Origin of the sequence: Saccharospirillum sp., from assembly GCF_039982735.1 — a bacterium.
Lineage (GTDB): Bacteria > Pseudomonadota > Gammaproteobacteria > Pseudomonadales > Natronospirillaceae > Saccharospirillum.
In genome coordinates this window covers 102,261-121,056 of the sequence record NZ_JBDWXV010000017.1, presented here as the reverse complement: position 1 = coordinate 121,056, position 18,796 = coordinate 102,261, and the positions used below count along the sequence as shown (strand labels likewise).

At 52.7% G+C, this 18,796-nt stretch carries 17 protein-coding genes; 11 read left to right on the top strand and 6 right to left on the bottom strand.

All coding sequences use genetic code 11. The annotated features are described in order from the left end of the window. Positions 1 to 201 precede the first annotated feature (201 nt). From ABJT94_RS15010 to yjfF, 4 genes are all read left to right on the top strand, one after another. A complete protein-coding gene (locus ABJT94_RS15010) occupies positions 202 to 1,152 on the top strand; it encodes an ABC transporter substrate-binding protein (RefSeq protein WP_348477040.1) in 951 nt (316 codons plus the stop codon). Between the two features lie 68 nt (positions 1,153 to 1,220). Beyond that, the gene (locus tag ABJT94_RS15005; RefSeq protein ID WP_348477039.1) at positions 1,221 to 2,726 is read left to right on the top strand and encodes a sugar ABC transporter ATP-binding protein; all 1,506 of its coding nucleotides are present in this window, start codon (positions 1,221 to 1,223) and stop codon (positions 2,724 to 2,726) included. Between the two features lie 18 nt (positions 2,727 to 2,744). Continuing rightward, entirely contained in the window at positions 2,745 to 3,761 is a 1,017-nt protein-coding gene (locus ABJT94_RS15000; protein ID WP_348477038.1) for an ABC transporter permease, read from the top strand. Then, the gene (yjfF, locus tag ABJT94_RS14995) at positions 3,754 to 4,788 is read left to right on the top strand and encodes a galactofuranose ABC transporter, permease protein YjfF (protein WP_348477037.1); all 1,035 of its coding nucleotides are present in this window, start codon (positions 3,754 to 3,756) and stop codon (positions 4,786 to 4,788) included. Before ABJT94_RS15000 ends, yjfF begins: the two co-directional genes overlap by 8 nt. A gap of 52 nt (positions 4,789 to 4,840) precedes the next feature. On the opposite strand, the gene araC is transcribed toward yjfF, so the two are convergent. The 5 genes from araC to ABJT94_RS14970 all read right to left on the bottom strand — a co-directional run bounded on the left by araC (position 4,841) and on the right by ABJT94_RS14970 (position 10,925). After that, the gene (gene araC, locus ABJT94_RS14990; RefSeq protein ID WP_348477036.1) at positions 4,841 to 5,692 is read right to left on the bottom strand and encodes an arabinose operon transcriptional regulator AraC; all 852 of its coding nucleotides are present in this window, start codon (positions 5,690 to 5,692) and stop codon (positions 4,841 to 4,843) included. Positions 5,693 to 6,071: 379 nt separating this feature from the next. Beyond that, a complete protein-coding gene (locus tag ABJT94_RS14985; protein ID WP_348477035.1) occupies positions 6,072 to 8,015 on the bottom strand; it encodes a methyl-accepting chemotaxis protein in 1,944 nt (647 codons plus the stop codon). A gap of 246 nt (positions 8,016 to 8,261) precedes the next feature. After that, entirely contained in the window at positions 8,262 to 9,263 is a 1,002-nt protein-coding gene (locus ABJT94_RS14980; RefSeq protein WP_348477034.1) for a tripartite tricarboxylate transporter substrate-binding protein, read from the bottom strand. Between the two features lie 277 nt (positions 9,264 to 9,540). Beyond that, positions 9,541 to 9,936 (bottom strand): hypothetical protein, encoded by a 396-nt coding sequence (locus ABJT94_RS14975; protein WP_348477033.1) that lies wholly within the window; start codon positions 9,934 to 9,936, stop codon positions 9,541 to 9,543. A 176-nt stretch (positions 9,937 to 10,112) separates the two neighbouring features. After that, entirely contained in the window at positions 10,113 to 10,925 is an 813-nt protein-coding gene (locus ABJT94_RS14970) for an IclR family transcriptional regulator (protein ID WP_348477032.1), read from the bottom strand. Positions 10,926 to 11,193: 268 nt separating this feature from the next. Between ABJT94_RS14970 and ABJT94_RS14965 the strand changes: the two genes are divergently transcribed. Both ABJT94_RS14965 and ABJT94_RS14960 read left to right on the top strand, forming a co-directional pair. Beyond that, a complete protein-coding gene (locus ABJT94_RS14965; RefSeq protein WP_348477031.1) occupies positions 11,194 to 11,955 on the top strand; it encodes a sulfite exporter TauE/SafE family protein in 762 nt (253 codons plus the stop codon). A gap of 260 nt (positions 11,956 to 12,215) precedes the next feature. Continuing rightward, positions 12,216 to 12,395, top strand: a complete 180-nt coding sequence (locus ABJT94_RS14960) for a hypothetical protein (RefSeq protein WP_348477030.1) — start codon at positions 12,216 to 12,218, stop codon at positions 12,393 to 12,395. A 352-nt stretch (positions 12,396 to 12,747) separates the two neighbouring features. Here ABJT94_RS14960 and ABJT94_RS14955 read toward each other — a convergent pair whose 3' ends face one another. Continuing rightward, positions 12,748 to 13,446: a hypothetical protein gene (locus tag ABJT94_RS14955; RefSeq protein ID WP_348477029.1), complete on the bottom strand. Its 699-nt coding sequence runs from the start codon at positions 13,444 to 13,446 to the stop codon at positions 12,748 to 12,750. A 562-nt stretch (positions 13,447 to 14,008) separates the two neighbouring features. Here ABJT94_RS14955 and ABJT94_RS14950 point away from each other — a divergent pair. The 5 genes from ABJT94_RS14950 (at position 14,009) to ABJT94_RS14930 (ending at position 18,575) form a co-directional block, all read left to right on the top strand. Continuing rightward, positions 14,009 to 15,124, top strand: coding sequence for a hypothetical protein (locus ABJT94_RS14950; protein WP_348477028.1), 1,116 nt, complete (start codon positions 14,009 to 14,011; stop codon positions 15,122 to 15,124). Positions 15,125 to 15,253: 129 nt separating this feature from the next. Next, positions 15,254 to 15,814, top strand: coding sequence for a cupin domain-containing protein (locus ABJT94_RS14945; protein WP_213676868.1), 561 nt, complete (start codon positions 15,254 to 15,256; stop codon positions 15,812 to 15,814). Between the two features lie 25 nt (positions 15,815 to 15,839). Further along, positions 15,840 to 16,427, top strand: coding sequence for a cupin domain-containing protein (locus tag ABJT94_RS14940; protein ID WP_348477026.1), 588 nt, complete (start codon positions 15,840 to 15,842; stop codon positions 16,425 to 16,427). A 112-nt stretch (positions 16,428 to 16,539) separates the two neighbouring features. Next, positions 16,540 to 18,051 (top strand): tripartite tricarboxylate transporter permease, encoded by a 1,512-nt coding sequence (locus ABJT94_RS14935; RefSeq protein WP_348477025.1) that lies wholly within the window; start codon positions 16,540 to 16,542, stop codon positions 18,049 to 18,051. Then, a complete protein-coding gene (locus ABJT94_RS14930; protein WP_348477024.1) occupies positions 18,048 to 18,575 on the top strand; it encodes a tripartite tricarboxylate transporter TctB family protein in 528 nt (175 codons plus the stop codon). The genes ABJT94_RS14935 and ABJT94_RS14930 overlap by 4 nt, the downstream gene beginning before the upstream one ends. The last annotated feature ends 221 nt before the right edge of the window (positions 18,576 to 18,796 follow it).

The window sequence follows — 18,796 nt, the reverse complement described above, 5'->3', positions numbered from 1 at the left end:
ACGGCCCGTAACAGGGGCAATGTTGACCCCCTGGATTGCAGTTTGAGAACACCTTACGCTAATTAGGCTGTGAATATGGACAAAAGGACTAGAGTCCGGGTGACCGGATTTACTTGTTCACCCCATGGCCGTAAGTTTTAGTGGCGCTGACTCACGATCACCGTGTACCCATGCTAACAACAATCTCACAAGGGGTGAATTATGAAACTTAGCAAGACGTTTACATCGATGCTGCCAGCACTGGCTGCCAGCACTGCGGTTCTACTCAGCAGCCCGGCGTTCGCCGAAACCTATGGCTTCTCACAAATCGGCTCTGAAAGCGGCTGGCGGACCTCCGAAACCAACTCCATTAAAGCCGAAGCCGAAGCGCGTGGCATCGATCTGAAATTCTCCGATGCTCAGCAACGACAGGAAAACCAGATTAAGGCAGTTCGTTCATTCATCGCTCAGGGTGTTGATGGCATTCTGCTCGCACCGGTGGTTGAAACCGGCTGGGATCAGGTATTGCGCGAAGCCCAGCGTGCGGAAATTCCGGTGGTCCTGATCGACCGCGGTGTCGATGCCGACCCCAGCCTCTATCTGACCAAAGTCGCCTCTGACTTTACCGAAGAAGGCGCTCTGGCGGCTTCCTGGCTGGCCGCTGAAACCAATGGCGTCTGTGATATTGTTGAGCTTCAGGGCACCGTCGGTTCTTCCGCTGCCATTGACCGTAAAACCGGTTTCGACTCGGTGATTTCCAACTTCCCGAACATGAACATTATTCGCTCGCAGTCGGGTGACTTTACCCGGGCGGGCGGCAAGGAAGTGATGGAAAGCTTTCTGAAAGCGGAAGGCGGCGGCGACAACATCTGTGCGCTGTTTGCTCACAATGATGACATGGCCCTGGGCGCTATTCAGGCGATCAAGGAAGCGCAACTGCAACCGGCTGAAGACATTCTGGTGTTGTCGATCGACGCGGTTCCCGATATTTTCCGGGCGATGGCCGACGGCGAAGCTAACGCCACTATCGAACTGAACCCGCACCTGGGTGGTCCGGCTTTCGATGCCATCGCTGCGCATGAGCAGGGCGAAGAAGTCGATAAGTGGATCAAGGCGAACGGTCCGCTGTATCTGCCAGACACCGCAGAAGAAGAGTACCAGGCACGCCGCTAAGGCTTGTTCACTACCTGGCCCCGCCCCCTTCCGGGGGTGGGGCGTCATGTTATCAGCGGAAGACTATTATGACGGACGTCAATCAGCCGCCCTTGTTGTCCATCGCACATATCAATAAACGATTTCCCGGAGTACGAGCCCTGAACGATGTGTCGCTGACCTTTCACGCGGGTGAGGTGCATGCGTTGCTGGGTGAAAACGGCGCCGGAAAATCTACCCTGATTAAAGTGTTGACCGGTATCTACGCTAAAGACAGCGGAGATCTGTTACTGGATTGTCGCAAGGTTCACATCAAAAACTCTCAGGATGCGCAGAACAGCGGTATTCGCACCGTCTATCAGGAGATTAACCTGATTCCAACCATGACGGTTGCTGAAAACCTGACTCTGCTCGACCAACCCCGGCGTTTCGGAATGATTCGCTGGCGAAGTGCACAAAGCCAGGCCAGAGAGATGCTGGCCCGAGTCGGGCTCGATATCGACCCGAACAGTTTGCTGGTGTCGCATTCCATTGCGGTACAACAAATGGTCGCCATTGCCCGCGCTCTGGGCTCCAAAGCCCGGCTGCTGATTCTGGATGAGCCTACTGCGAGTCTCGACAGCGATGAAATTGCCCGGCTGTTCGGTCTGATGCGTCAGCTGAAAGCTCAGGGCATGGCCATTATTTTTGTCACCCATTTTCTGGACCAGGTATACGCCATTTCAGACACCATCAGCGTGCTGCGCAATGGCAGCCACGTTGGCACCTTCAAAACCAGTGCTCTGACCCAAACCGAGCTGGTTGGCCACATGCTGGGTAAAGATCTGGATATGCTGCAGCATGAACAGCGTGACATTACCGAAGCGGAAGAAAAGCCGGTGGTGTTGTCGTTGAGTCAGGTGGGTAAAACCAACATGCTGAAGCCGGTTGACCTGAAGCTGCGACGAGGCGAAATCGTTGGTCTGGCAGGTTTGCTGGGGTCGGGCCGAACCGAATTGTGTGAGCTTGCCTATGGCGCCGCGCGTTCAGATCAGGGCAGTAAAACCTGGCTTGGCCAGTCGTTGCCGATCAATACGCCGAAGCAGGCCATTGTGCAAGGCATGGCCTATTGCCCTGAAGATCGAAAGCACCGTGGCATCATTGCCGAGTTGAGTGTTCGCGAGAACCTGATTCTTGCACTGCAATCGACCCGGGGCTGGTGGTCTCGCATTCCCATGGCCGAACAACAAGCGGTGGTTAGCGAATTCATTGAACGCCTGAGTATCAAAACCTCTGATATGGAAAAACCCATCGGTGAACTGAGTGGCGGCAACCAGCAGAAGGTGATACTGGCACGCTGGCTGGTAACCAACCCAACACTACTGATACTGGATGAGCCGACCCGCGGTATTGATGTGGGGGCGCACCACGACATCCTGAACATTATCCGGGAGCTGTGCGAAGAGGGCATGTCTTTGCTGGTGGCATCGTCCGAAGTGGAGGAAATTGTCGCCTTTGCGCACCGGGTGGTGGTCTTGCGGGATCGTGAGAAGGTGTCGGAAATTGTTGGTACTCAGATCAGCCAGAAATCAATTATTCAGGCGATAGCGCAATGACTGGAATAGGTGGGTTTCATGCGTCTTAAGCGTAGTATGAGGTGGGAAGCCAGAACCCTGGCCCCAATTATCTCGTTGTTTTTGTTGATTGTCGGAACAGCCCTGGTGGTTCCCGGCTTTCTGAAACTCTCGATCGTTGACGGCCATATTTATGGCAGTCTGATCGATATACTGCATCGATCAACACCCACGGCGTTGATCGCGCTGGGTATGGCTGTCGTTATCGGCACCAAGGGCATCGATTTGTCGGTTGGGGCCATCATTGCCATCTGCGGCGCGGTAACGGCGGTGCTGACTGCCTCGACCGAACTGCACCCGTTAATTGTTCTTGGGTGCGCGCTGTTGGCAGGCATGGTGTGTGGGTTGTGGAACGGAACCTTAGTGGCTGTGTTTGGGATTCAACCGATTGTCGCCACGCTCATTCTGATGGTCGCCGGCCGGGGCATCGCTCAGATGATCACCGGCGGCCAGATTGTGACCTTCCATTCGGACTTTATTAACGGCATTGGCAACGGGTTTTTCTTGGGGCTGCCGGCCCGCGTTGTATTGGCGGCGGTGATCATTGCGATTACGGTGCTGGTGTTGCGCAAGACGGCGCTGGGCATGTTCCTGGAGGCGGTCGGCGGCAATTCAGAAGCCAGCCGCCTGGTCGGTATCGATTCGAAGTTGCTGATACTGATGGTCTATGTGTTTTCTGGTTTCTGCGCGGCCCTGGCAGGTGTGATAATCGCTGCCGATATTCGCGGTGCCGACGCCAATAACGCAGGGCTCTGGCTTGAACTGGATGCCATTCTGGCGGTGGTCATTGCCGGTGCATCACTCAGTGGCGGCCGCATCTACCTGGGGCTGACCATCGTCGGTGCACTGATCATTCAAACCCTGACCACAGCGATACTGACCAGTGGCTTGCCAGCCCAATACAACCTCATTGTTAAGGCCAGTATTATCTTGCTGGTGCTGCTGTTGCAATCGAAGGTGACCCAGGACTTTATAAAAGCCCGGGTGCAATCGTTCAGGAGGGCGTCCGATGCTTAATGAACGGTATTTGCCTGTCATCGCGACATTGCTGGTTTTTATTCTCCTCTACGGGTACGGCATGGTTGAGTACAAGGGGTTTCGGGATACGCTGGTGTTTACCAACCTGCTGACTGACAACGCCTTTCTGATTGTGACCGCCGTCGGGATGAGTTTTGTGATTATCTCCGGCGGGATCGATCTTTCCGTGGGGTCGATGATCGCCTTTGTGGGCGTCCTGCTCGCCTATCTGATTACCGGTCTGGGGATTCACCCGGTGTATGCAGCCATTATTGCGCTGTGCACGGCTACCTTTTTTGGCATGGTGATGGGGGTGATCATTGCCTACTTTGAGATTCAGCCGTTTATCGTCACGCTGGCAGGGTTGTTTCTGTTCAGGGGCCTGGCTTACATGATCAACCTTAACTCGGTCCCCATCGACCATGAATTGCTGGTGACCTTGTCGGAGATTTATGTGCCTTTGCCTGGTCGCGGCGGGCTGACGTTTATCGCCATGGCCATGCTGGCATTGCTGGCGATAGGGGTTGTGGTTGCCAAGCGGACACGATTCGGTCTTAACGTTTATGCCGTGGGTGGTGATGCTCAATCGGCGGCGTTAATGGGCGTGCCGGTCAAATCGACGCTGGTAAGGATTTACGCGTTAAGCGGGTTATACAGCGGCGCGGCTGGCGTTATCTTTGCCATTTACACCGGCTCGGCTTATCCACTAGCCGCTGTGGGAGTGGAGCTGGATGCTATTGCCGCCGTGGTGATCGGGGGGACCTTGCTCACTGGCGGTGTCGGCTTTGTTTTTGGCGCGTTCCTGGGAGCTCTGATTCAGGGCATTATTCAGACGCTGATCATTTTCGATGGAAGTTTGAACAGCTGGTGGACAAAAGTGGCCATTGGCGCGTTGCTGCTGATGTTTATTCTAATGCAGAAAGCGATTGTTCATTTTACCCGACGATACTCCGGGAAGGATCCGGCGCCCACAGACCAGCATGCCATGAAAGAACAGCCTGCCATGCAAAAAGTGGAAACCACCTAGGCAGAACGCTCGGGTGCAGAAAGGTTGTTAGAGTCGGAACAAAAGAGCCACCTTACTGGTGGCTCTTTCTGAATTCACGAGGGCTAAGACCGAGGTTTTTGCGAAAGACCCGGGAGAAATACAGCGCATCCTGATAACCGAGATACTGCGCCACCTGGCTCACCGCCAGGTCGGTGGTCAGCAACAGTTGCCGGGCCAGGCTGATGCGCTGGTCTTCGATCCACTGGCGGATCGGGATGCCCAGTTGCTTGCGGAACAGATGGGAAAACCGGGAGCTGGACATGCAGGCAACACTGGATAGCTCGGCAATGGAAAGCTCCTTGCTCAGGTTGTCGTTGATGAACTGGCACACACGGTGAATGCGATTGTCCAGCGGGGCCTGAGGCCGTTGCTGGTCGAATTCCCGGCACCGAATGAGAATTTGTTCCAGTAAGTTCAGCCCCAGTTCTTCCGACAACATGTTCCCGTTTTTCCGGCTGCTGTCGATGTCTTTGAATAACTGGCTGATCAGTTGCACACGTTCTCGCGACTCGATGGTCATGAATCCGACATTGCGAGTCACCTGGGCCCAGTTCAGCCATTCGCTCCAGGTTGCTCTCGGGCGGAAATAGACCCAGCGGTGGTGCCAGTTAGACGCATCGGGGTGGCGGCCGTAGTCATGGCAGGCGCCCGCTGGAATCAGCATCATATCGCCGGTGTTCACCCGGGTTTCGTGCTTTGACCCCGGGAAGACGAGCCCGGAACCCGAGGTGGTGAGATTCAGAATGTAGCCCTTCAATCCGGAGGGACGTTCAATCCAGAAATCGAGTTCTCCCCCCTGGTCGATAGGGGTTATTCCTGCTACCAGGTGGGCGTTGAAGGGGTAGCCGGGCATCAGCGGATCGAGGTTTATGGCTTCAGTCATGGCAGTGCTCTGATTTTTATTGTCTTTTTATAATACAAACTACAGGGTCATGTTAGTCCGCGCTGCTCCTGTTTGCCAGCCCTTATGTCGGCCAGGTCGTATTTGGGTGTCGGTTAGAATACTTCATTAGGGTCAAGGGGTTAGATTCTGCTTTGGTCGTGACCTGCCTGTCGAATTTTGCTGAACCAGACAGTTTATTGAATATATACAGCGGGATTGTCCATATTTTCGATTCCCTGCTAGGGCCGGGTACTGAGTAGCAGAGTCGGGAAAATCGTGATGGAAGCCTGGTAGGGACTGGCTGGAGTTGTGCGCGACACTGAATCAATGACGATAAGACCACCCGTACTGACATGCCGGGCCAATTGGAGGTAGAGGCTCAACGAAACACGAAGCGGTGCGCGCCTTCATGCAGGCCTGTACCGAGGGTGTTTAACTGCTCGGCTGACGCCAGTGATTGTTCACTGGCGTTGAGTGCTTGGTCGGATGCTTCCTGTATGTGAACGAGTCGCTGGCTGATGTCTTCGGCGACAACCGATTGCTCTGCCACGGCGCTGGCAATCTGGTGATTCATATTGCGGATAACGCCAACGGCCTCGCGGACCTGATTGAACGCGGCCTGTGCTTGCGTTGCTTCCGCTTGGCATTCCTCCGACAAGGTTGCATTCTCGTTCATTTGCAGCAGGGCTTCCGACGCTTTGGTCTGTAGCTGTTTAACCAGTCGATACACTTTTTCGGTGGCATCCTGGGTTCTGAGCGAGAGGCTGCGTACTTCATCGGCAACGACAGAGAACCCCCGGCCCGCTTCTCCGGCGCGGGCCGATTCGATGGCGGCATTCAATGCCAGTAAATTCGTTTGCTGGGCAACGTCGGCGATCAGATCGATGATGGCATCAATCTGGTCGCACTCTTCCTTAACAGTTTGGATCTGGCTTCGGGCCTGGGTGACGGTCTGGGCCAGTTGGCTGCTTAGTTCGATGGTCTGGTCGATGCGCTGACTGCCCAGTGTGGTTTGATGGTCGCAGGCACCGACTGCTTCCGCTGCGCTCGTGGCGTGTGTCGCTACCTCCTGAATGGATACCGACATTTCTTGTGTGGCCGTGGCGACCTGATCGGTCTCGGTCTTTTGTTCGGTGAGCCCCTTGTGACTGCGCTGGGCATGGTCTGCCATTGAAGCGCTGTTTTCACTCAACTGATCGATGCCGCTGGAAAGCTGACCGACCAACGCCCTGAGGTTGTCGGACGTTTTCTGGCTGGCATGAAACAGCTGGCCAATTTCATCGTTGCGTTGAATATCAACACGCTTGGTTAAATTGCCTTCGCCCAGCGCTGTCATAAAAGTCATGAGTGCACGGATGGGTCGAATGACGGAGCCAATGGTCACCACGGCTACCAGTGCTGCAACGAGCAAAATGATCAGCCCCAGTATTGATACGCCTGATAGAAAGCGAGTGTCTGCGCTGGCCATAGTGTCATTCATCTGGCGTTCCCAAGCCGTTAGCACCTGTTGCAGTGCTGCATCGTGACTCTCTGTTTCGGCCCTGACCAGCTGTTGCTGTTCGGTGGCGGCCGCTACTGATTGCAAGCTGTCGGCGAATACGGCCAGGTCGTCATTCACCGCCTGCAACGGGGCCAGTGCCTGGCCGATGGTCATGTTGGCGTCGAGTGACTCAGCCAGAGACTGCAGTGTGCCAATCCCCGACATGAAGTCGGGGGTTACCGCGCCCGTGTTTTGTGCGCCCAGGGCGCTTAGCCATTGAATGTGGTTCTGTCGTAAAGCCTGATCGAGCGCTATGGCACCCTGATATTGCTTGAACAGGGAGGTCAGTTCCGCATCGCTGTACAGACTGATTCGCGATGCCAGCTCGCTTTCAACGGCTGCGGTCAGTTGCTGCATGCTGGCCGTTGCAGTATGGCTTGCCTGCTCAATGGTGTTTAACGCGGTTTGCTGTTGGCGGTGACTGGTGCCAAATAGTGCCAGTGAAGCCTGGTACTCGTTTAGCAACGAAAGCAAAGGGGGTTGCTGATCGAATGCGTTGGTACCGCTCGCCGCGGTACTGATGTCTGCGAGCAGGGCACCCGCCTGTTCCAGCCGGGCATCGGCGCCGGTGGATTCAAAGTGTCGCTGTGCGATTTGCGCCTGCAGCGCCTGCACGTTCATCCGGCTGACGTTTTCTTTCTGGTGAAAAGTGTCGACAACCTGCCTGAATCCGTTTACCGCGAACAGTGACAGCAGAATCACCAGCCCAATAACCACACCAAAGCCTGCAGTCATCTTCCATTTCAGACTCAGGTTGGTGAGCCGGGTAGTTATTGTTTGCATGGTGGTATCCTTGTGCACTAATAGGTTGTTGAAAAAGGCATCCTGCCTTTTTATGAGCTACATCCTTGTAGCTCACCCTACGGGGTAACCTGCCAATTCGTTCCCGACGAATTGGTCAACACACGAGAAGCGAAAATTGCGATTTCCGCTTCTCTCCCAAAATCAATGCCTTAATGTCATCGATTTTGCCGGAACATCCATGTTCCGGTAGCTGGGTGCCGAAATTCTACGAATTTCAACAGCCTGCTAATAGCCGAGGTAATAGATGTTCAGATCCCGCATGACGTCGAGCAGTTCCCGTTCCTGCCGGGCCAGAAATTGTTCGAAATCCCGCCCTGTATGAAAGGTTGAAACCCAGCCGCGCGCGGTCATGGCCTGACGCCACTCATTGCTCTGGTTCAGTTGTTGAAACAGCTCGATGTACTGGTTGGTTTGGCGGTCGGGCAGATTGGGGGGTGCAAAGAAACCGCGCCAGTTAACAAAGTTCACATCGTAGCCCTGCTCCTTGAACGTCGGTACTTGGTTGTCAGCCGGGCTGCGTTCGGGCGCGGTGATGCCGAGTATGCGAACCTGGTTATCGCGCTGCCATTGAATGGCTTCGCCAAACCCGGTGACCAGGCTATCAACCTCGCCACCGAGCAGGGCAGCCATGGCATCGCCGCCACCGTCGTATGCCTGGTAGTGCAAGTACCGGGCTTTTTTACCCACCGCCTCGCGCATAATGGACGCGACCACAATGTTATCCAGATCTCCGCGAGCCGAGCCGCCACCGAACGTCACATGAAAGGGGTCGTTCTTGAAGGCGGTCACCAGATCTTCGAAGGTTTGATGCTCCGAATCGTTGGCAACGACCAGAGCGCCGTAATCACCGATAAGGGATACCACCGGCGTTAAATCCTGATAGGTATGATCAAAAATATTCGACAGGGAACGAACGATGATGGGTGTTGAATTCACCATCAGTGTGTTGGGATGCTCATTGGGGCCATTGACCAGTCTCGACATCGCAATGCCACCGCTGTTGCCCGATAGATTGTTGTAACTCACTCGGCCAACGATGCCTGCTTCCTGCAGTGTCTGGCCGACCGTGCGGGCAGTAAGATCCCAGCCGCCGCCTTCGCCACCCGGTATGATGAAATGCAGGTCGTCCGGAGGCTCGGCATGAGCGCTCAGGCCAATGCATAGCAGCGCCAGGCACGATAGCCCGGCCGCCTGATTCGACAGCAAACGAAATAAAGTTCGACGCATTAGGGGTTATCCCATTGTTTTTATAGTAAGGACGCGGTGTTTCCAGGAATCACAGCCTCCGATTAAAGAAGGCTGGCTTGAGAGTAAAGAGGCAGGATTATCGGTAAAAGATTGTGCGCTTAATGAGTATTGAGTGCATTAACTGCATATTGTTCGCGGGCTGGCCTGTCGTTGTGAACATCCCTGTTGTAATGAACATCCGTGTAGTTACGAGAATTCCTGAAGTTACGAGAACTCCTGAAGTTACCCGAATTCTTGTAGTTACGAGTCCCTGTTGCTACGAACACCCCAAACTGACCGACGCCGCGACGGTACCGCTGACTGCGGTACCCCGATAAACCATCGCCTGCCAGTTGTTTTCCTCTGGCAGGTTGTTGCCCCCGAGGTCGGTTACCCGCAAAGTGTGGCGTTGATCATCGACATGAAACGTAATGTCGCTGGTCAGTGCTTGAAGGCTGGTTGGCATGGCCAGTGACACATAGATTTTCAGGTGTGTTTGATCCTGATAATCCAGTTCGGTCATCAGGTGGCACTTAATGCGACGCAGCAGCGCTTCTTCTGATTGCTGCTGAGGTGAAGGTTTCCCAGTGCGGGGCGTTTTGCCATTGTCCAGACAGTGAACGCTGGCTGCGAGCCGGTGCAGGGTTCTGTTTGATGCGCAATGCAGTGTCATGGCGTTCTCCTCATTGATCGGCTGTGTCGATGAAGTGAGGATGCCAGTTGCTGGTGAAAATTCTGTGAGTTGAACCTAATGTCTGGCTGTAGGTCAGCTGCTATAAAAACGGGCGCTGTGATTCGATGTAGGGAAAGACCCTGTTTACTTTCTCGAGCAGGTTGCGGTCTCGGAGTTTAATACCCCAGCCTATGAGAAATTTCCATGGCGGTTTGGATTACCTGGTCCGCAAGGCCAGGAATGAGCTCATTTTTCATTCGTATAACGGGCCCGGCAAGTGCCACGCTGGCTACGACCGTTCGTTCATTGTTGTAGATGGGCGCTGCGATGGAGCGCATTCCGGTTTCACTTTCCTGATCTTCCAGTGAATAGCCTTGCAGGCGAATGGTCTCCAATTTTGTTTTCAAGACGTTTGCGTCGGTGATCGTATGTGCCGTTCGCCGTTTGATCGGTTTCTGCAGTATCAGGTTTCTTTCGGATTCCGGCATAAACGCAAGCAGTACCTGGCCTTCCGCCGTGCATACCATAGGCTTACGCACACCTATGTCAGATCGCATGCGAATGGCATGACTGCTTTCAAGGTGGAAAGCGTACAAAATCTGATCTTCATCCGGAATTGCCAACAGAATGGTTTCATTGGTCCGGGAGCGCAGTTCCATCAGCATGGGGCGGGACTCATATGAGACGTTCATGCGTCGACGCACCAAGGCACCCAGCCTGAATAAGGCTAAACCCAGGCGGTATTTGTCATTTGCCGGGTTTTTTTCCAGGTAGTGGTCTTCCGCCAGCGTTGTGGCGATACGGTGTGCAGTGCTTTTGGCAACATTCAATGCCCGGGCAAGTTCGGTTATGCCCAGTTCGTTGGTTTCGTTGGAAAAGGCGTTCATCATTTTCAGGGCATTGCTAACCGAAGACAGCGAAGTACGGCTAGTGGGCTCAGAAGACGATGACTTTTTCGGGCGAGCCGTTGCGCTTTTCACACTACTCATGCTGCTGGTTCCTGATTCTTTGCTGGTGTTAATCGCCGAGTCTTACACTAATCTTCAAAACCGACAAGTAAACCGGGTGTTCCAATGTGCCTTATATAAGGTCGTTATCTTCACCATTCCTTTATATGAAACAATGTTCTTTTAAGGAATAATTCTATATCATTGCGGCGGTAAAAGCCTCCGCGCCCTGAGTGGGGTGTGGAGTTTACCGGGCCCGGTGCTTGCTCAGCGAGATGGCCTTTTCCCGAAGCAATGGAGGTGATCCGCAATGACCTGGCTGGAATGGTGGCTGCCCGAACAATTGAGTTTGGTGGCATCGCTTTCATTGGTGGTAATCAGTTTTTTCACTTCTGCACTGACTGCAGCAGTGGGTATTGGCGGTGGTGTGATGTTGCTGGCGATTATGGCCAATCTGATGCCAGCGGCCGCAATCATACCCGTTCACGGGGTCGTGCAGTTGGGTTCAAATCTCGGCCGGCTGCTAACGCTGGCTGGGTTGACCGACTGGCGCATGGCTGGGTGGTTCTCGCTGGGCAGCGTGTTTGGTGCTCTGGCGGGAGGGCAATTGGCGGTCAGTATTCCGCCCGCCTTTTTACAGCTGGCACTAGGGTCGTTCATTTTGTACAGCGCCTGGATGCCGGTTTTTCGCTTGCCAGCAGGTCGCAAGTCTATATCACTACTGGGCGCAGGGACGGCCTTTCTGGCGATGATCGTTGCCGGCATTGCTCCCTTCGTATTCGTCGTGTTGAAAGACTTGTTCAGCGACCGCCGTGCTCTGATAGCTACCCAGACGGCGATGATGACCACACAACAAGTGCTAAAAATTGTGATCTTCGGGTCACTGGGTTTTGTGTTTTCAGACTGGTATGGCTTACTGGTACTGATGGTCGGTACCGGTTTTGCCGGAACACTGTCCGGAAAGTACTTTTTAAACCGGTTACCGGCCGAACGGGTCCAGCCCATTTTGAAAGCGCTGCTTACCGTTATGGCCTTTCGATTGCTGTATATGGGCTATGGCTCACTGGGCTGAGCCGTGTCTTTCCCTGTGAACGAAATCTAAAATATGGACGCGAATTCCCATTGATGGAACAAACAGGCATTGGAATACGGCGGAAAGCCCCATTCCATGGGAGTTCCATATAGAGGAATGGCAGTTTCGATATTTGCACTTTCTTAAGAGCTTCTATATAATGCCCCTCAGTTGATGACGAAAGACCTTCAATACAAAGAAAACAAAATCAAGGCAGACGGACATCAGTAACTTGTTTTTTTACTATTGGAGAGTGTGAAATGTCAGGTAAAACCCCGGAACAGATGTATAAAGAAGCCCAGCAATCTCTGGGTTATCATGTCGCTTCCAACCTGCTGACCATTGTGTCACTGCCGGTAACCCTGTTGACGAAAGCCTGGAATCTGGTGACCAGCCAGTCCGGCAAATCAGCATCAGGTGCTGAAGCTAGCAAGTCTTAAGATTTGTGGTAGTGCGGAGACACCCCCTGTTCATTCTGGGGGTGTCTCCGCACAGCAGTTAGTGTACAACAAGTCCATTGTACGACCTCCTTCCCTAAAGCCACGCGCCCCCTTCCTTCCTTTCAGCATTTAGAACCTCAGTTTATTAGTGACGGATCGCAGGGCCCTGTTGTTGGGTAGCCGTTGTTGGTCGTCTCATAATGCTTGAGCTCAATAAATGCAATCAGAGACATCGTCGATCGAACGTGCGGCAATCACTCATATATAGGTTGGTCAGTGTATGTAGGTATAGCAGGGCTGACCAGGGAGGGATCTGACTGGGAGGTTCAAGTTAGACCTCCCGCCAAACTGTTTAGCCTGCGATTGCCTGGTAGGTATAAAACATACCGAAGAAAATCGATGCAAAATTAATAGCCAGATGCCCGCGCTTTTTGAGGTTGAAGCCGCGGCTGTTCAGGAAGAGAAAGGGGGCGCTAATGAGCATTGAAAAACCCGTCATACCTATTATGGTACCGCCCCCAAAGGCAAGGGTATAGCTCATAGCCTGCATTAGAGTTTCGGTAGTATCCATGACCAGAATCACCATTAAACCGCTACCAGCAATGCCATGCACTACACCGATCAGGCCAGCCTTTAGATAGGAGGGCTCCTGGTGGCTATGACTGTGAGTTTCTTGCTTGGAATGTTCATGAAAGTGCAGGTGCGGCGACCGGCTGTCCTGATGTTGGTGAACATGCGCATGCACCTTCTTTGACCGGAACTTAACGACGTTATAGGTACCCAGAAGAATAATCATCACCCCTACCAGGGCTTCGGAAGCCGTCATAAAACCCGCCGAAAGCTCAAGTTTCAACGCGAGCAAAACCATCCCCAATACCAACAGCGTTGCAGTATGACCAATGCCCCACATGGTTCCAATTCGAGCTGCTTTACTGAGTTTTTCAGTACCACTGCTGATTGTAGAGATCGCTACAACGTGGTCGGGTTCAGTTGCATGCTTGAAACCGAGGGCTAGGCCAAGAAGCAAAACGGATAACCATTCAATTGTCATTGTTTTTAGTCCTGCTATGGGGGAAGACTGGCGGGCCATCTTCCGGTTTGTTGAAAAGGTGCGTAAACCTTGCTGCTACCGGGCGCAGAGCTAATTCATTGGCGCGATAGAACCTGATTCGAACCTTTTGTGTTGCGCACAATAGACATGCGTATATGAGTCCTTTGTTCTTTATTGTGGAACATTGTTTACTATATTGGAACCAAATTATCAGTGGAAATGAACTCTGTCAACGCTACAAATGGTCGATCTTGTCGCTCTTTCTCATGGGCTTTTACATGTATGCCCTTGTTTTTTAAGAAGAAATCTTTTTTTGATCGCGATTTTACCCTTCGGATTCCAATAATCGTACAAATAATAATCAGTGGTTTTTATGTAAGAATGGCGTTCTTCATGTTGACGTCTACCTTTCTAGTGTGTGATATTCCTCATGGAGGTTAAATGTTCCGTATAAGAGTACAAAAAACGAAGCTTAGCCTACACTCGCTATCAATAGTCGGCGCAACACGTTCAACGCACCGTTTCATGCGTTTCCGCCGCTAGCCCATAAGAGGTTGAACCCATGTCCAAGAAAGATGCACTCGTCTCCGACGAAGTCGCCCAGAAATTTGCCAAGGAAAAAGAGTCGCCCTATACCCGCTGGGTCGCCAGTGAAGGGCTGGACATTATTGATGGTATCTATGTTGAAGATCTGAATACCGTGGAGCTGAAGTCCTGGGACCGCCGTGGTGGCCGCGGTGTGTTCATTAATCATGACGCGTCGCGTACCACGAATGACTGCTATGTCTGTGAGATCCCGGCAGGTAAGGAACTGGCACCACAGCGCCAGTTGTTTGAAGAAATGATCATGGTGCTCAGTGGTAATGGGTCAACCAGTGTCTGGAATGACGCGGGGCAGAAAGTGACCTTTGAGTGGGGCCCGGGTGCACTGTTTGCAATACCTCTGAATACGTGGCATCAGCACTTTAATGGTTCTGGCAACTCCGTTGCGCGCTTTGTATCGGTGACCAATATGCCACCGATTGTGAATCTCTACGAAGAAATGGACTTCATCTATAACACCGCCCATGACTTTAAAACACGGTTCTCTGGCGAAGCAGACTATTTTGCCCCGAAAGATGAAATGAACGGCTTCCGACTGGAAACCAACTTCGTTGCCGATGCAGTAAACCTGCCTCTGGTATCAGCGAAAGAGCGTGGCGCTGGTGGCGGTCACATTCGTTTCAACCTCGCGAAAAGTTCAATGAATGCACACATTTCTCAGTTCCCTGTGGGTACCTATAAAAAGGCGCACGCACATGGACCTGGTGCTCACGTCATCATTTTGGCGGGTGAGGGTTATTCCCTGATGTGGCCGGAAGGCGAAGAACCCAAGCGCTACGAGTGGAAGCCGGGAACACTGATCACACCACCGAATATGTGGTTTCACCAGCACTTCAACACAGGAAACTCCCCAGCGCGCTATCTGGCTTTCAAATATGAAGGTGTTGCGTTCCGAAATGCCCAGGGTGTGCCGAAAGCCTGGATCAGCAAGCGCATTGGTGGCCACCAGATTGACTATGCCGATGAAAGCCAGCTAGTGAGGACCATGTTTGCCGACGCGTTGTCGGAAAAAGGTCTGACGCCGCAGATGGCAGATGCATACGAAGCAGAGAAAGAAACGCTGCCACCACTTTAAGGTTGCAGTATGAGGTAGGTGGGAGTAATGGCAGCCGTTCTATCTGCCTGCCAGTGTTATGCCAGAAAATGGTGAACCGTTCGGGCATAACAACGATGACAACAATAAATTGGCAAGAGGGTCAAAACGATGTCTGATTCAAAATCCGATGCAGCCGAGGGCGGCCAGGTTACCTGGGAGCGCTGGACCAAAAAACGCACCTTCGTGCGAGCGCTCGAAGGAACCTACGGCGAACTTAAAGAAGAGTTGTTCAATCAGCCCCGAATCTACCCCACGCAGGACCTCGCGTGGAAGGGTGGTCCACAAAACTTCGGCAAGAAGGTGATTAACCCCCAGTCGTCAAAGATTGCACAGACTATTGAAACACACGTCGATGCGTTCTCACCCGGTGGTTATGGTCAAAAGCACGGTCACATGAATAGTGCTGTCTTCTTCGTACTGAAAGGAAAAGGCCACGATGTTCATGATGGCCGCCGAATTGACTGGGAAGCTGGTGATGCTCTGATTGTCGAAAACGGCTGTGTGCATCAGCATTTCTCAGATGACCCTGATGATGAAACCATTTGTCTGATCATGAAGGCGAAACCCATGTTCCTGTTTATGCACCTTATTTTTCAGGAAATGGTCGAGTACCCGCCTAAGACGCCAGCTCCGGGTCAGGAAAACTACACGCCACCGGCGTCTTTGTAACCGATCAGACAAAGAGGAACATACCATGAGCACTGATATCCCATTTGTGTCAGACATTGAGCGCCAGCGTTCACGTACCGACGTAAGCGCTAACTTTTATAATGAAGCACTAAAGGCCTCCAAAGAGTTTCGCCGCGAGTACCAGGAACGAAAGAACGTGGTCAAGTGGAGCGAAATGCCAATGGAGCGTTCGGCCGATGGCCTGATCAAGCACATAATCAATGAAGGCATGAACACGAAAGAGTGTGCCATTGATATTTATATGCAGTTCTTGGCCGTTAATGGCGCAACCGGTACCAGCCGTCACCTAACCGAAGAGGTCGCGTTTGTCATCGAAGGGCACGGTTACGACTTGCATTACGATGTGAAGTTTCGTTGTGAAGACGAGTTCGTTTGGGAGTGGGAAACAACGCCAAAGAAGTATGAATGGGGGCCGGGTGATTTTATTTATATCCCGCCTTATTGCGCGCACAAACGGTTTAACACCAGTGACCAGGAAGCGCGGGTTGTGGTGATTAACAGCCGTATGGTCAAGGCAATAGGGTTTGACTGGTTTGATCAGCTCGAACCCGCTGAAGGGTTTGAAGACCTTTGGGTACCTCCGGCTGACTAAAGCCAGGTCGAATCAAAGTAGCAGCAATTAAAAGGCAACTGATGAGGTTGTCAATGTGAAACTGGCTGTATCCGGCTCCCCGGGCAGCCGGTGCCGCACAGGAGTTTCCAGTATGTTTGATGCAGCGCTGCAAGGGTTGATGGGTATTCTGCAGTGGAAGGCGTTAGCGATGATGATGATTGGTATCGTCATTAGCAGTACGCTCGTAGCCATGCCTGGAGTCGGCAGTAAAACGGCCATCGCATTGCTGTTGCCTTTCGCTTTTGTGTTGGAAAAGTATGAAGCGATTGCACTGATTGTTAGTGTCTGGGCCGTTAGTAATACGGCAAACTCCATCACCGCCATCTTGTTTTCAGTTCCCGGAGGAGGTGGTTCCCAGGCAACGATTATGGATGGCTATCCCATGGCCAAAAACGGTGAAGCTGCTCGCGCTCTGGGTGCCGCTTTTACCGCGTCCGCTATTGGTGGCGTTTTGGGTGCACTGGCGCTGCTGGCCGCTATTCCAATGGTTAGGCCCCTTGTGCTGTTATTAGGCCCGCCAGAGTTCTTTATGCTGGTGATGATGGGTGTGGTGATGGTGGGTGCTCTGGCGGGTAAGACTCCGCTTAAGGGTATAGCGATTGGCGTATTGGGGTTTGCTATATCGTTGATCGGTATTCAGTCGCAGACCGGTACTCCCCGTTACACGTTCGACATATTGTATTTGTTTGACGGAATTGGCCTGGTTCCGCTGACCATTGGTTTGTTTGCGATACCAGAACTGATTTCACTTGCCGCCCGAGGGAAAACGATCTCCAACGTCGATCTGGGAGATTTAAGCGCAGGGCGACTGCAGGGAATAAAGGATGCCTTTAAAAATTGGTGGCTGGTAGTCCGCTGCAGCATGGTAGGTGTCTGGGTGGGTATTATCCCTGGTCTCGGATCTTCTGTAGCTGACTGGTTTGCGTATGGTCATGCACTGCAAACCTGTAAGGGTGCCAGTAAGACTTTTGGTAAAGGCGATGTTCGAGGTGTGATTGCCGTGGACGCTGCGACCAATGCCAAAGAAGGCGGTGCGCTGATACCGACGCTGGCGTTTGGTATTCCCGGCAGTAGCACACTTGCCCTTATATTCGGTGGTCTATTGGTCGTCGGGGTAACTCCTGGTAAGGAAATTCTGACAACACAGCTTGACGTTACTTTTTCGATCATCTGGTTGCTGATTATTTCCTCCATTCTGACGTCTGTACTGTGCCTGATGTTTACCAAGCAGTTGGCAATGGCAACTATGTTGCGTCCCACTGTACTGGTGCCGGTTGTTTTGGCGATGGCCGTATTGGGCAGCTTTGCCCACTCGAATCGACTTGAAGATGTTGCAGTAATGGCCATTTTCGGCGTCCTTGGATACTTCTTGCGCCTGGGCAACTGGCCACGCCCGCCTTTATTGTTAGGCGTCGTTCTGGGACCGCTGGCCGAACGGTTCATGTGGACCTCATACCAGATCTATGGCTATGGCTTTCTGGTCCGCCCAGGGGTATTGATCATTGCCGCTATTCTGGTGGTGTCACTGGCCTATCCCATGTGGCAAAAGCGTCAGGCTGAGCGAGCCCAGAAAGCAGAAGTAGCCGCGGGAGGTGAATCATGATTGGCTACTTTAAACGATCCACGATAACGGTTCTGTTGCTGTTGCTGTTTATCTATATCGTGATCGGCGGCAGTGGCATGTCTGCACAGGCCCGGTTGTTTACGCTGGCGGTTGGCTGGATTGGAATTGTCATTGTGGGCGTTCAACTGATACGAGAGCTCATTCTTCAGCGTAACGAAAATCAGCTAGTGGCATCCGGTCATTCTCCTGCGGAGCCAGAGGAGGAAGGCCCTGGTGGAAACGTGGACTTTGCTGTTACTGATGAGGAAAAAACATCCTACGGCCGTATGGCGGCTATAGAACAGTTCGGTTGGCTATGGGGGATGATTGCCTGTCTTTGGTTGCTGGGCTTTTACATCACTGTTCCGGCAATGATGGGGTTGTACCTGCGTCGGCATGGTGAAAGCTGGCGATTGACGGTATTGATGACTGCGGGTATTTGGCTGGCGGTTTGGGGCTTGTTTCATGAGCTGCTTTATCTGCCTTTCCCGGAGGGGTATCTGTTTGCCCTCCTGGGAGGTTAGTAACTGGCAGAGGCGCCATGTAAAAGATAAGTTTGGTTTTAATTCAGGTTATTTTTAAGTTCAGATTCGGTTCATAACCCGGGGTTAAGATCAAACAGGTATTTCTCGCAGTAAGTTGGGGTTTGGCTTTGGCTGCTGCGGAAGTGGGCTGGCCCGCGTTTCGGGTTGACCTCCAATACTGGTTGAAACCTCTGTCTCTGGAGGAACGCCAGACAACAATA